The organism is uncultured Algibacter sp., from assembly GCF_947487575.1.
Classification (GTDB): domain Bacteria; phylum Bacteroidota; class Bacteroidia; order Flavobacteriales; family Flavobacteriaceae; genus Algibacter_B.
The window spans coordinates 232,160-246,251 of sequence record NZ_CANKXG010000005.1 but is presented as its reverse complement, the minus strand read 5'-3'; the positions used below and the strand labels follow the sequence as shown (position 1 = coordinate 246,251).

The window sequence follows — 14,092 nt, the reverse complement described above, 5'->3', positions numbered from 1 at the left end:
TACAATTATGTTATATTATTTAATTTTTTAAACATATTTCAGAAAGAAAACAGTTATACAAATAAAAATATCTCAAATAGAACTAATTTTTAAGAATTTAATAAGCCATATTTTTTAATTGATTTGCTTAAATTCGCTTCTATGTCTGTAAACCTGCAAACTCCTATAGATTATTTAAAAGGCGTTGGTCCAAATCGTGCTGATTTGCTACGCAAGGAATTAGGTATTCATACTTATCAAGATTTAATTAACTTATTCCCAAATAGATACATTGACAGAACACAGTATTATAAAATCAATCAATTACAGCGCAACAATGCAGATGTTCAAATTATTGGAAAAATAACAGGATTTAAGGAAGTAGCTCAAAAACGCGGGAAACGTCTAGTTGGTACATTTCAAGATGAGACCGGAACTATGGAGCTGGTATGGTTTCGTGGGCAAAAATGGATAAGAGAAAGCTTAAAGCTGAATAAAACCTATGTAGCGTTTGGAAAGACCAATTGGTTTAGTGGCAAGTTTAATATGGCACATCCAGAGTTAGAGCTTCAAGAAGAACATGATAAAAATTTACGTTCTGCGATGCAACCTGTTTACCCTTCAACCGAAAAATTAAACAATAAAGGCATAACAAATCGTGTGATTAACAAAATCATGCAACAACTTTTTATTGAAACCAACGGGAAATTTAACGAAACACTATCTAATAATTTACGCTCAGAATTAAAATTAATCAACAAACAATCGGCACTTTTTAATGTGCATTTTCCGAAGACTCAAGAGCTACTTTCCAGAGCACAATTTCGGTTAAAATTTGAAGAATTATTTTATATTCAATTGCAATTAATCATCAAGAATTTAATTCATAAATCAAAAATAAAAGGCTTTCCATTTAATCAAGTTGGAACACATTTTAATTCATTTTTCAAAAACCATTTACCCTTCGAATTAACCAACGCACAAAAACGTGTTTTAAAAGAAATTCGAGCAGATTTAGGAAGCAATGCACAAATGAATCGGCTTTTACAAGGTGATGTGGGCTCTGGGAAGACCATTGTAGCGTTTATGTCAATGCTCATGGCGATTGACAATGGCTTTCAAGCGTGTTTAATGGCACCAACTGAAATTTTGTCAGTACAACACTATAACGGATTACTTGAATGGTCTAACAAATTGAATATCAGGGTAAAATTACTAACAGGTTCAACTAAAACTTTAGAACGAAGAATTATTCATGAATCTTTGAAAAATGGCGAGTTACAAGTCCTAATTGGCACTCATGCCCTACTTGAAGACAAGGTGAAATTTAAGAATTTAGGCCTCGCAATTATTGATGAGCAACATCGATTTGGGGTTAAACAGAGAAGTAAATTGTGGACGAAAAATTCGCTTCCCCCTCATGTTTTAGTAATGACGGCAACACCAATTCCAAGAACTTTAGCCATGTCTGTTTACGGCGATTTGGATGCCTCAATAATTGACGAATTACCACCGGGGAGAAAGTCTATAAAAACGGTTCATCGTTATGATAAAAATCGTTTAAATGTTTTCAAATTTATTCGTGATGAAATTGAAAAAGGAAGGCAAATCTATATTGTCTACCCATTAATTCAAGAAAACGAAAAAATGGATTATAAAGATTTGATGGATGGTTACGAAAGTATTTCTAGAGATTTCCCCATGCCTAAATACCAAACATCAATAGTGCATGGTAAAATGAAACCTGCCGATAAAGATTACGAAATGCAACGTTTCATTAAAGGCGAAACTCAAATTATGGTAGCCACCACCGTTATCGAGGTTGGAGTTAACGTTCCTAATGCCTCTGTTATGATTGTTGAAAGTGCAGAACGGTTTGGGTTATCACAATTGCACCAATTACGCGGGCGTGTAGGTCGTGGCGCCGAACAGAGTTATTGTATTTTAATGACAAGTCATAAACTCAGCACAAACAGTAAAACCCGCTTAGAAACCATGGTTAGAACTAATGATGGTTTCGAAATTGCAGAAGTAGACCTCCGTTTACGAGGTCCAGGAGATATTATGGGCACCCAACAAAGCGGTGTTTTAAACCTAAAAATTGCAGATATTATTAAGGATAACGATATTTTACAACTGGCCAGGTATCATGCAAAATCTGTTTTAAAAATTGACCCTTCACTTGCACTTCCTGAAAATCAAATCTTTTTAAATACATACAAACAACTCGGTAAGTATAAAAATATTTGGAACTATATTTCTTGATTTTTTTATTCTTGCTTAAATAAAAATTACTCTAAATTAAATATTTACGTTATAAAACCCACCTCCCAAGAGGGGAAGGTTTTTAGGTGTTTTTATGTTTATCGTTTATTAGAATAAGTATTACGAGAATTAAATCTACCTTTTTTAGTCTTTCGTATTTTTCATCATTATAAATTTCTTTATAAAATAATTCACTCAGTCTCCCTCTTGGGAGGGGATTAAGGGGTGGGTTTTTTATTATTGAAATCAAAAAACACCTTTTGAATTTAGAAATTTTATTGATACACGTTACCCGCATTAGGGATTGAGGTATTGTTGAAGCTCTTTTTGTGTTGTTGCACCTATGCAACACAAAAAAGCGACTACCGAAAGCCCGCCCCTTGTGGTAATGCCCAAATAATTTAATCCCATATTTTAATGTTTATACTTATTTTTACAAAAAACAAAAAAATATGCTTGGTTTAAAATTAGCAACAGACCCACGTTGGGTAAATATTGTAGAGTCAAATATTGAAGAAATATTAACAGACCACGCATGGTGTGAGCAAAAAGCAGCCACCAATGCCATTACTATAATTACGCATAATTCTGAGCATGAAGAACTAGTTACAGATTTACTAGAATTAGCCAAAGAAGAATTAGAACACTTCCAAATGGTACACAATATCATTAAAGAACGTGGTTACAAACTAGGTAGAGAACGCAAAGATAGCTACGTAAACGAGCTTTATAAGTTTATGAATAAAGGCGGTAGCAGACAACAAAGCATGGTAGATAGGTTGTTGTTTTCAGCTATGATTGAAGCTAGAAGTTGCGAACGTTTTAAATTATTATCAAAAAAAATAAAAGACCCAGAACTTTCAAAATTTTACCACGAGTTAATGATTAGTGAAGCTGGACATTATACCACATTTATTGGGTTTGCCCGCCAATACGGGAAAGGTATAGATGTAGACAAACGCTGGCAAGAACTTATTGTCTTTGAAGCAGAAGTCATTCAGAATTACGGAAAGTCTGAAACCATTCATGGTTAAAAAAAAGCTTAACTAAAATATAGTTAAGCTTTAATTACTGATTGAGTTTGATTGATGTTTGTCGATTTGTTTTTCAAGTTAGAAAGAAAACACATTCACATATGTTAGTTTTTTGTTAAATACTAGTAAAATACTGTTAATTAACATTTTAACACTTACAACTTCTTTATCAAAAAACATCGTTAGATTGTTTAACTTTGTACTTCGTTTTATTTATAGCGTACGTACTTAAGCATGATTCATATTCACGAAAAAACATTACAAGATTTAGAGTTTCAAACGGTTTTGCAACACATTAGTGAACTCTGTGTGACGCCTCTTGGTCATGAAAAAGCATTACTAATTGCACCGTATAAAACTCACGAAGAATTACAAATTGCACTTAACTTAACAAATGAGTATGTATCGTCATTTTATAATGATAACCGTATACCAAATCATGGTTTCGATACGATTACTAAAGAAATAAAGCTGCTCAATATTGAAAATACATATTTAGAAGTGCATGGCTTAAAGAAAATAGTAGCCATATCTATAGCTGTAAATGCTATTGTAACTTTTTTAAATAAATTTGAGGAGTATTACCCTAATTTGAGCCATTTTGCATCGCATATTGAAGTCACTAAAATTATTATTGAAAAAGTGGATGGTATTGTTGATAGATTTGGAGACATAAAAGATAATGCTTCAAATTTATTATTTGATTTACGCCAATCTATAAACAAGATAAGAGGAAAAATAAATTCGAGTTTTAGTTCTGCCTTAAACACCTATCACAATCTTGAATATTTAGATGATATTCGAGAATCTGTAGTAGACAACAAACGCGTATTAGCTGTAAAAGCCATGTACAGGCGTAAAGTTAAAGGGTCTATCATGGGCGGTAGTAAAACTGGAAGTATTGTTTATATTGAACCCGAAACTACTTTACAATATAGTAGAGAACTTAATAATTTAGAATACGAAGAACAGGAAGAAGTGATTCGGATTTTAAAAGAACTTACTAATTTTTTACGCCCATTTTTACCATTATTAAAAGATTATCAAAACTTCTTAATTGATATTGATGTTATTTCCGCGAAAGCGAAATATGCAAAATCTATGAATGGCATTCTTCCAAAATTTTCGGAAGACAAGAGTATGTATTTACGCGACGCTTACCACCCACTACTCTATTTAAATAATTTAGAGAAAAAAGAAAAAACATTCCCGCAGACTATAGAATTAAAAAAAGACAGTAGGATTATTGTTATTTCTGGGCCTAATGCAGGAGGAAAAAGTATCACATTAAAAACCGTGGGGCTATTACAAGTTATGCTTCAAAGCGGCATGCTAATTCCGGTACACGAACGTAGTAAAGTTTGTTTATTTGATCGTGTGTTAAGTGATATTGGCGACAATCAATCCATTGAAAATCATTTAAGCACGTATAGCTATCGTTTAAAACAGATGAATTATTTTTTGAAGAAGTGTAACAAAAACACACTTTTTTTAATTGATGAATTTGGTACTGGAAGCGACCCCGAACTTGGTGGTGCTTTGGCTGAAACTTTTCTTGAAGAATTTTATCACAGAGAAGCTTATGGCATAATTACAACCCATTATTCAAACTTAAAAATACTAGCCAACGAGTTGCCTTTTATGCTAAATGCTAACATGTTGTTTGACGAACGTAGCTTAGAACCCTTATTCAAACTCGTTATCGGTCAAGCCGGAAGTAGTTTCACGTTTGAGGTTGCTCAAAAGAATGGTATTCCATACAGTTTGATAAATCGTGCAAAAAAGAAGATTGAGCGTAGCAAAGTACGTTTTGATGCCACGATAGCTAAGCTACAAAAAGAACGTTCTCGGTTAGAAAAAACAGGACAGTCTTTAAAACAAAACGAAAAGAAAAAACTAGAAGAAGCAGATAAGCTTGAAGAAATTAATGCTAAAATTCAAAAGAAGTTAGAAAGCTATCAAGAATTATACGATAGTAACCAGCGTTTAATTTACTTAGGACAAAAAGTAAATGACATAGCCGAAAAATACTTTGAAAATAAGCAGAAACGCGAATTGATGGCGGAATTGTTTAAAGTGGTTCAGATTGAAAACTCTAAACGTAAAAAGGTAACGGCTAAGCAAAAGAAAGCAATAAAACATAAAGAAAACCAAGTAAAACAAGAGGCCGAAAAGAAAGTAAACGTAATCCGAAAAAAGAAAAAAATAGCAAAACAAAAAGCTATTGAATCGCCTAAACCAAAAGCAATAATACGAATTGGAGATCGCGTAAGAATGGAAGATGGACGGGCAATTGGGACTATTGATAAAATTGAAAAAAACAAAGCTGTTGTAAATTATGGTGTTTTTACAACCAATGTGAGTTTAGATCAATTGGAATTAGTGGAAGCAAAAAAATGATAAATATCCCAAAACATAAAAAATTAATCCTCTTTGATGGTGTTTGCAACCTTTGCAACAGCTCTGTTTTGTATGTTATAAAGCGAGACCAAAAAAACCAGTTTATGTTTGCGCCCTTACAAAGTGAAGCTGGTAAACACATTATTGAGAAATTTAATATAAACACCAATACGGTAGACTCTATTATTCTTTACAATCCAGAGGAAGATAAAATTAACTACAAAAGTAGAGCCGCTTTAAAAGTAGCGTCACAATTGAGAGTTCCTACTAATTTGTTATCTATTTTTCTTATTATACCTAGTTTTATAAGCAATTGGGTTTACGATTTTATTGCCAAAAACAGATACAAATGGTATGGTAAAAAAGAGACTTGTATGATTCCTACACCAGAACTACAGAGTAAGTTTTTGGGATAATTTCAAACTCACTCAAATCACCTGTTAACTCATTTATAGTTACCAATTACTCATTCCTTATTTTTTTGTGCATGCTTTGGTTATAGTTTTATTGGAAACTTAAAATAACTAATCATGAAACAGCTTTGCATCTTATTTCTATTATGTACTTCAATTTTATTTGCTAATAATACTAATCCAACAACATCATCGGTAAAAGCAGTAACCGTTTTTGTAGATGGTGCGCAAGTAACACGCTTAGCCACAATTAATTTACCTGTTGGAACAACGGAGTTTTCGTTTATTAAATTATCGCCACATATTCAGGAAAATAGTATTCAAATTTCTGGGTTGGATGATGCTTCAATTCTATCAATTAATTATGCTATAAATCATTTGTCAAAATTGGATAAATCAGAAACTATTGAAAAACTTCAAAATGATATTGAAAAACTAAATGACGCTATTAGATTAGAAGAAGATGTAATGTCTGGTTATGAGGAAGAACTGAATATTATAAAAGAAAATAGAAAACTAGGAAATGAAAATCAAGTTGTAAGTCTTGAAAAATTAAAACAATTTGCTGAGTATTACAGAATACGTATAACAGAAGTAAATAAACTGATTCATACATCATTAAAAAAGAAACGAGCCTACAACGAACAAATTGATGATATTAAAAAGCAACTTACCGAATTAAATGTAGATGATAAAATTCAAACAGGTGAAATAAAAGTAAAGCTTAACACCGCTTCTAGCAAACAACTCAAGCTTATTTTAAAATATAACGTTAAAAACGCAGGTTGGTTCCCTATTTACGATTTAAAAGCGAAAGATATTAGCAAACCTCTGGATTTACATTACAAAGCGCATGTTTATCAAAACACAGGAATTAGCTGGAATGATGTAAAATTAACGCTATCTACAAACGACCCAAACATAAACAATATTAAACCCGATGTAAGCCCAAAATATTTGAATTTTATAAGCAGATATAGCAATTATAAAAGTGAAAACGCCACTAAAAACTACAATCTTAAGTTCAACCCTTTTATAAAACAGATTAGTGGTATTGTTACAGATGCTTCTGGAACACCATTACCTGGAGCCACAGTTTTAGTAAAAGGAACAACTAATGGAACTACTACTGATTTTGATGGCAACTTTAGTTTAAAAGCTGATGGTGGCAAAGAGCTTGAAGTATCTTATGTGGGGTTTAATAGTGAAGTTATTCCGATTCATTCTAGTGTAATTAATTTGAGTTTACAAGAAGATGTTAGTGCTTTAGATGAAGTTGTAGTGGTTGGATATGGAACTAACTCTAATTCAGTACTTTCAGGGAGCGTTGCAAGCGTTTCAGGTGTTTCTAGTACATCAAACATAAAAATAAGAGGAATCGGCTCATTTAAAACGAAAGGAACTCCTTTATACGTTATAGATGGAGTGACAAGTAACGCTAATGATTTTAAAAGAATTAACCCAGATATGATAGCTAGTGCAGATATATTAAAAGGCGCTTCTGCAAGAAATATCTATGGAAGTAGAGCATCAAACGGAGTTATAGTAATAACAACCAAAAAAGGAAATTACACATCTTCAGGAGATATAATTACTGAAGGCATCACAAATACTAATTTTGAAATTCAAAAACTATCTACCGTAGCATCTGATGGAAACATTACCGTTATTGAAATTGACAAATATTCCGTTCCTGCAAAATTCTCATATTTTTCAGCACCTGTTATTAATGAAAACGTGTTTTTAACTGCAAAAATTGGAGATTGGCAACAGTACAATTTATTACCAGGAGAAGTTAATGTGTATTTTGAAGACAGTTATTCTGGAATCACTAATATAAACCCATACGCTACAACGGATAGCTTAACAGTTTCATTAGGTGTAGACCCAAATGTTGCTATTAAAAGAAACCCGATAAACAGTTTTAAGAAAAACACATTTATTGGAAATAATAGAGTTTTAGAGAAAGCTTACGAAATAGAATTAAAAAACAATAAGCCTACAGCCATAGATATAGTTATTGTTGACAGAATTCCTGTAAGTCAAAATAGAGATATAAAAGTGGATGATATTGAAACTGGAACTTCAGATTACGATTCTAAAAAAGGTATTATGACATGGAAAACTTCTATTTCACCTAATCAATCTAATAAATATCAGTTTTCTTATACTCTTAAATATCCAAGGTATAGAAAAGTTAATTTGTAAAAACAACTTATTTTGTCAGGGGTTAATTTCAAATTTAATCCCTGATATTTTACGTCAAACTCCTCAAAATAAAATACACATTCTTATTCGTATTCTTATTTTAAGCATAAAAATTATGTTTAGAAGATGCAGCTAATTTTTTTCCACAAACTACCTCCAAAAGCATTAAACATATCAGTCCTTAAGAATTTTTTTTAAGTGCGTATATATCATTTGCTCCATAGAATTATACTCACCATCAGCAAAAGCCATCAATTTAATATCAGCAAATAAATCTACTAAATCATTACGGAAATAATCATGTGCTTTTACACCCTCAATAATATTGTGCAGCGCTTGATAGTCATTATCTATTTCAAATTGCCCACTTACACGCTTGTAAACATGCTTATCAACTCTACTCAAAATATACTTTTGTTCTCTTCTAGATTCATATAAATCAGAATTTGAAACATATAATAAAATGTACGCTAACAATTCATCTTTGGTCCATGTTTTTGGGTTTTCCATATCACCAGTTGTTAAAGCACCATACTCAGTCCAAGAACCATCATAAACTGAAATGTTTTTATATCCAGAAATTTCAGCACCTAGAGCCAATACACAAGCTGTAAGTCCAGATCCACAAGAAAAAATAATAGGTTCATCCTGCTCAGCAACCATATAAAAGGCTTTAGCTAGGTCTTTTTTAGATTTCAAAACACCATCATCCAATAAATCTGTAAACGGTAAGTTAACCGAATTAGGAATCGTCCCCATACGCAAACCTGCTCTAGGTTCTGGCACTTCACAATTAAACCTACCAGTAGAACGGGCATCAATTATTTTGTGCGTTTTATGTTGTGATGCATAGTGTGTATCCTGAAAAAACTGCATGTAACCAGATTGTAAATTCGCCACAAAATCACCTTTTTCGCCATCATAATTTTGCATAAGTTCAGTGTCAAAACCAACCTTTTTCCAAGCAGGAAATCCGCCATTTAAAACCGCAACATTATCAAAACCAAAAGCTTTAAACAACCACCAAACACGAGCACTAGAATAAATTCCTTTATCATCATAAACCACAAGTATACTATCTTGGTTTATACCTAAATTTCTAGCTTCTCTCTGAAACTGTTCAGCAGAAGGAAATGCACTAGGAAACGGATTAGACACATCACTAAACTTCTTTTTAATATCAAAAAGTCTAGCATTTGGAATTTGCTCCAAAGTAATATCAAAAACCTTATTTATAGTTCCATCTAATACAATAAGATTATCGGCGTTCCTATTTTCATGAAGCCATTCTACTGAAACAATTGATGAATTTAAATTTATATTAAAACTCATTTTTTATTTTAAATATTGAAGATTATTATAAATGTAAAACTTTTTAGTACCACAAAAAAATCTAACAAAAATTATTTGGGCGTTACCCAAAAGGGTCGGGCTTTCCGTTACAAGTCCTCGCTTCTGCGCTAAGGCGCAAAAGCTGTGGGCTATCCACTACAATCCCTAACGCGGGCAAATTCGCCAAAGTAAGCGCTACTTCACAGCATCATAATTATCATCCCATTCTTTAGGTTTTGGGTCATGAAGTTTATCTAAAGATTTAGCCACAATCATAGAAACGGTAGCATCACCAGTTACATTAACAACCGTTCTACACATATCTAAAGGCCTATCTACAGCAAAAATAAGTGCCAAACCAATAGGTAGTAATTCCGCAGGAAACCCAATAGATTCTAAAACAATAACCAGCATTACCATACCCGCACTTGGTACAGCAGCACTACCAATAGATGCTAAAAGTGCCGTTAACACAATAACTAATTGATTTGTAAAGGTTAAACCTTCTGGCCAAATAACCTGCATAATAAATACCGCAGCAATACCTTGATACAAACTTGTACCATCCATATTTACCGTAGCCCCAACAGGGAGTACAAAACCAGAAACCTCTTTATCTACACCTAAATGTTCCTCAACACGTTCCATAGTTACAGGAAGTGTAGCTGCACTACTACTGGTAGAAAATGCTAACAATTGTGCAGGACTTATTTGTTTTAAAAACCACATTGGCGATTTTTTAGTGTACACGCTAACTAGTAATAAGTAGAAACCAATCATTAAAATCAGTCCGCCTACAACACAAAAGGCGTAGTATAATAATTTAATTAGTATTTCAATATCATCAAAAGCAATAATCACATTTGCTAAAAGTGCAAACACTGCATAAGGTGCAAATAGCATAATTAAATCTACCATTTTCATCACCACTTCGTTTAGCGAATCAAAGAAATTCACTAAAGGTTTTGCTTTCTTATCACCAATTAACAGTAAACAAATACCAACAAATATGGCAAAGAATATCACTTGAAGCATAGACGCTTCAGCAAAGGATTGAAAAATATTACTCGGAAAAATATCTACCAAAGATTGTAATGGTCCTGCTTCTTTTTGAGCTGATGCTTTCATCAACTTATCCGTTACACCTGCATCATTTTCATATTTAAGCTTTATTTTTTCTATGGTTTCTTGAGGCATCCCGTTTCCTGGCTTCACCACATTTACTATTGTTAAACCAATAATTATAGCTACTAAAGTGGTAGCTATATAAATTCCTATGGTACGTAAGCCCATAGATTTAATTTTAGAAATATCCTTTAAGTCTGAAATTCCTTTAATAAGTGATGCTAAAATTAAGGGTACAGCTATTAATTTTAAAAGATTTATAAATATGGTTCCAAACGGTGCAATCCAATCGGTAACAAAGTTTTTACCGCCATCTACACCATTCATAATAAAACCAAAAATGATTCCGAGAATCATTCCTATAATAATCTTCCAATGTAATGCTAGTTTTTTCATAAAAGGATCTGCTTACCTCTCCATAAGAGAGAATTAATTAGTTCTTAAATTTGATAACAATATAGGTGTTTTTTTGCGGGTTAAAAACACCTTTGATAAAAGTTCCTGTATACGCAGAGCGTCATTAATATTACAGTTATTTATTCACAAATTGTATCAAAATTCCTATTATTCCAACTGCTAAGCACAAAGGGGCAAACATTTTTGAATCTGCTATCGCAAATTTAGTATTCTTAATTTTTTTGAAAAAACCAACATATTTAAAATCACCAATTGCTCTTAAAATAAAAATTGAGGGAATTATCCAGTATCCATAAGTTTTTATCCAATTTGGAACTTCAATATTTGTAAGTCCAGATTTCACAAGATAAATTAGTCCAAATAAAACCAAAATAAGAGCTACTATTAAAGTTGCAAATTTAGGAATTGAAAGTGAACTTGTTTGATTGTCTTTTGTTGGAATTACTTTTTCCAACCCCCATTTACCACCAAAGAGCCAATAAAAATGTATAAAACCTAATGAAGTAAAAATGATTAATAAAATTATTGATAATATTGTTGTTGTCATATTTCTGCCAATTGAAAAATTTGTTCATTCTGTTTTCTATTAACTGAGGAAGGCACTAATCTTAACATTTGATTGCGAAAACCAATTAACAGTGGATTTTTAAAATGTGCCATTTTCCCAACAAGCCAACTTGCTTTAACTACTTGATGAGCTTTAGGTAATCTTAACTTTTGATATTCCGAAAATGCTTTTGTAATCTCATATTTGTTTAAACATTCTGAGAGCACAAAAGCATCTTCAATAGCTTGACATGCACCTTGTCCCATATTTGGGGTTGTTGCGTGTGCAGAATCTCCTATTAAACCTACATTCTCTTTGTACCAAATGCTTGTTGGTTTTAAATCTGAGATTTCGGCAGTATTTATTTGTTCTTTTTTGGTTGATTTTATAATGTCTTTTATTACTGAATTATAATCCGCAAAATATTGCTCTAAATTGTTGAGGGAGAATTCATTCTTATTTTTTTTGAATGACTTTAAAGCATACCAATACACTTTGTTTTCTGCAATTTGAACAAAACCAAAACGTTCAGATTTCCCCCAAGCTTCGTTCAATTCGTTTCTAAACTTTATGGGTAATTCGCACTCTGTAACTCCTCTCCAACATATTTGGTTTGCATTGCGTATGCTATTATTTGGTAATATATTTTGTCTAACAATAGAGTTTAGTCCATCAGCTCCCAAAATGATTGAGGATTGGATTTGATTTCCATTTTCAAATTTCAAAGAATAATCATTCGTGTTTTTCTCTATTGAAGTAAGTTTATGGTTTAGTTCAATTTTAGTAGGTTTTAACCTGTTAATTAAAATTTGTTGCAATTTACCTCTATGAATTGCAATGTTCTTAATATTATGTCTTCGCTCAAAATAGGACAAGTCAATTCTAGAAAGTGGTTTTAGATTAGATTTGGTAATATTCATTGAAGAAATTGGATTTCCATTTTCCTCAATTATTTTTCGTAAACCTAACTTTTCATAAACTTGCATTGCATTATTGGCTAGAATTATTCCCGCTCCCACTGGTTTTATTTGTTCTGCTTGTTCAAAAACTCTTGTTTTAATTCCTTTTTTTTCAAGTGCTATTGCAGTAGTTAATCCTCCTATTCCTGCTCCAATAATATCTATGTTCATAATCAATATTAGTTTAGTACAAATGTACTAAAAATAAATATAATTAGTACAATCGTACTATACATTGTATTTTTGTACTTATGAATGCTACAAAACAAAAAATTTTAATAAAATCTTTAGCACTTTTTAATAGTAATGGGATTTCAAAAATTTCTTTAAGAACTATAGCGGACGAAGCTGAGATTAGTGTGGGGAACCTACAATATCATTTTAAAAAAAGAGAAGATATAATTGAAGCACTCTATTTTCAGTTAGTTGAAAAAATGGATGCTATTTTTTTTGTACCCAGTGATGATTTATTAAAATCATTCTTAAATATTTCTAAAGAAATTATTACAACACTTTATGAGTATAATTTCTTTCTATTGGACTTTGTAGCAATTACAAGAAAAAATCAGAAGATAAAAAATCATTATTCAGAACTTTCCAAGCGAAGAGAGATTGAGGCCTTAAAAATGGTAGTTATTTTAATTGACAACAATCTATTTAGAGAAGAATTACTCAAAAACGAATATCAAAATTTATTTAAGAGGATTGAGATTATCAGTAATTTTTGGTTTTCATCTGTATTTATTCAAGCCAATCATTTATCCAAAGATTCTATTCAAGAATACACATTGCTAATAAATCAAAGTATTTATCCATACTTAACTGATAAGGCAAAAAATCAGTATGCTAATTTTTTATCGCCTAAGTTGGTTTAATTGGTAGTAAAGTTTTTGTATATGGTTAGTTGCCTGTTTAAGTAACTAATTTTACAATAAATCACAGATAGAAAGTCTGCGAAGACTTTCGTAAGTAGGCTAGAACCTAGCAACTAATTTAGTACGGTGTTGGTAACTGTATTTTATTCCGATTTTGCTTTTCGCTTTTCAGCTCTTCGTTTTCGTTTTTCTTCTTTTTTCTTTTTTTTTAAATATTTATGATGAGCAATAATTGTTTTGTTGTCAGCAATTCCAGTTATATCAATTTCATATCCAAGAGTTTTTAACTTTTCCTGATATTTCACCATTCTTATTTTCTGTTGCTTAAACTTTATCAGTTGCTCTTGAGTTTTTTCTCTATTTTTTTCAGCTTTGAATTTTGCGCAATCAACTTCTTTCCATTCAAATCTCTTTTCATAATCAAAACACCTTTCGTAACATTTTCCAGCTTTCGAATTTGGTGGTAAATCATAATTTTGAGCTTTCAGTTGTGATGTAAAAGTCAATAATAAAATAAGAAGTATTATATTTTTCATTA

At 31.7% G+C, this 14,092-nt stretch carries 11 protein-coding genes; 6 read left to right on the top strand and 5 right to left on the bottom strand.

Going from position 1 to position 14,092, the window contains the following annotated elements; genetic code table 11:
* The first annotated feature begins 141 nt into the window (after positions 1-141).
* The 5 genes from recG to Q0870_RS07255 all read left to right on the top strand — a co-directional run bounded on the left by recG (position 142) and on the right by Q0870_RS07255 (position 8,299).
* Complete coding sequence (recG, locus tag Q0870_RS07275; protein WP_298553852.1) at positions 142-2,244, top strand: ATP-dependent DNA helicase RecG; 2,103 nt, start codon at positions 142-144, stop codon at positions 2,242-2,244.
* A 452-nt stretch (positions 2,245-2,696) separates the two neighbouring features.
* Positions 2,697-3,278 carry a tRNA-(ms[2]io[6]A)-hydroxylase gene (locus tag Q0870_RS07270; RefSeq protein ID WP_298553850.1) on the top strand — a complete coding sequence of 194 codons (582 nt, stop codon included), beginning with the start codon at positions 2,697-2,699 and terminating at the stop codon, positions 3,276-3,278.
* Between the two features lie 234 nt (positions 3,279-3,512).
* Entirely contained in the window at positions 3,513-5,678 is a 2,166-nt protein-coding gene (locus Q0870_RS07265) for a DNA mismatch repair protein MutS (protein ID WP_298553848.1), read from the top strand.
* A complete protein-coding gene (locus tag Q0870_RS07260) occupies positions 5,675-6,094 on the top strand; it encodes a DCC1-like thiol-disulfide oxidoreductase family protein (protein WP_298553846.1) in 420 nt (139 codons plus the stop codon). The genes Q0870_RS07265 and Q0870_RS07260 overlap by 4 nt, the downstream gene beginning before the upstream one ends.
* Before the next feature lie 114 nt (positions 6,095-6,208).
* Entirely contained in the window at positions 6,209-8,299 is a 2,091-nt protein-coding gene (locus Q0870_RS07255; RefSeq protein ID WP_298553845.1) for a mucoidy inhibitor MuiA family protein, read from the top strand.
* Positions 8,300-8,473: 174 nt separating this feature from the next.
* On the opposite strand, the gene Q0870_RS07250 is transcribed toward Q0870_RS07255, so the two are convergent.
* The 4 genes from Q0870_RS07250 to Q0870_RS07235 form a co-directional block, all read right to left on the bottom strand.
* Positions 8,474-9,631, bottom strand: a complete 1,158-nt coding sequence (locus Q0870_RS07250) for a sulfurtransferase (RefSeq protein ID WP_298553843.1) — start codon at positions 9,629-9,631, stop codon at positions 8,474-8,476.
* A 195-nt stretch (positions 9,632-9,826) separates the two neighbouring features.
* The gene (locus tag Q0870_RS07245; protein ID WP_298553841.1) at positions 9,827-11,152 is read right to left on the bottom strand and encodes a dicarboxylate/amino acid:cation symporter; all 1,326 of its coding nucleotides are present in this window, start codon (positions 11,150-11,152) and stop codon (positions 9,827-9,829) included.
* A 136-nt stretch (positions 11,153-11,288) separates the two neighbouring features.
* The gene (locus Q0870_RS07240; protein ID WP_298553840.1) at positions 11,289-11,720 is read right to left on the bottom strand and encodes a DUF3995 domain-containing protein; all 432 of its coding nucleotides are present in this window, start codon (positions 11,718-11,720) and stop codon (positions 11,289-11,291) included.
* The gene (locus tag Q0870_RS07235) at positions 11,717-12,850 is read right to left on the bottom strand and encodes an FAD-dependent monooxygenase (protein WP_298553839.1); all 1,134 of its coding nucleotides are present in this window, start codon (positions 12,848-12,850) and stop codon (positions 11,717-11,719) included. Before Q0870_RS07235 ends, Q0870_RS07240 begins: the two co-directional genes overlap by 4 nt.
* Positions 12,851-12,930: 80 nt before the next feature.
* On the opposite strand from Q0870_RS07235, the gene Q0870_RS07230 reads away from it, so the two are divergent.
* Entirely contained in the window at positions 12,931-13,554 is a 624-nt protein-coding gene (locus Q0870_RS07230; RefSeq protein ID WP_298553838.1) for a TetR/AcrR family transcriptional regulator, read from the top strand.
* Positions 13,555-13,697: 143 nt separating this feature from the next.
* On the opposite strand, the gene Q0870_RS07225 is transcribed toward Q0870_RS07230, so the two are convergent.
* Positions 13,698-14,090 carry a hypothetical protein gene (locus Q0870_RS07225; RefSeq protein WP_298553837.1) on the bottom strand — a complete coding sequence of 131 codons (393 nt, stop codon included), beginning with the start codon at positions 14,088-14,090 and terminating at the stop codon, positions 13,698-13,700.
* Between the last annotated feature and the right edge of the window lie 2 nt (positions 14,091-14,092).

Bases quoted from the DNA above. Each gene is read 5' to 3' on its own strand.
- recG (WP_298553852.1), top strand. From the start codon at position 142: ATGTCTGTAAACCTGCAAACTCCTATAGATTATTTAAAAGGCGTTGGT.
- Q0870_RS07270 (WP_298553850.1), top strand. From the start codon at position 2,697: ATGCTTGGTTTAAAATTAGCAACAGACCCACGTTGGGTAAATATTGTA.
- Q0870_RS07265 (WP_298553848.1), top strand. From the start codon at position 3,513: ATGATTCATATTCACGAAAAAACATTACAAGATTTAGAGTTTCAAACG.
- Q0870_RS07260 (WP_298553846.1), top strand. From the start codon at position 5,675: ATGATAAATATCCCAAAACATAAAAAATTAATCCTCTTTGATGGTGTT.
- Q0870_RS07255 (WP_298553845.1), top strand. From the start codon at position 6,209: ATGAAACAGCTTTGCATCTTATTTCTATTATGTACTTCAATTTTATTT.
- Q0870_RS07250 (WP_298553843.1), bottom strand. From the start codon at position 9,631: ATGAGTTTTAATATAAATTTAAATTCATCAATTGTTTCAGTAGAATGG.
- Q0870_RS07245 (WP_298553841.1), bottom strand. From the start codon at position 11,152: ATGAAAAAACTAGCATTACATTGGAAGATTATTATAGGAATGATTCTC.
- Q0870_RS07240 (WP_298553840.1), bottom strand. From the start codon at position 11,720: ATGACAACAACAATATTATCAATAATTTTATTAATCATTTTTACTTCA.
- Q0870_RS07235 (WP_298553839.1), bottom strand. From the start codon at position 12,850: ATGAACATAGATATTATTGGAGCAGGAATAGGAGGATTAACTACTGCA.
- Q0870_RS07230 (WP_298553838.1), top strand. From the start codon at position 12,931: ATGAATGCTACAAAACAAAAAATTTTAATAAAATCTTTAGCACTTTTT.
- Q0870_RS07225 (WP_298553837.1), bottom strand. From the start codon at position 14,090: ATGAAAAATATAATACTTCTTATTTTATTATTGACTTTTACATCACAA.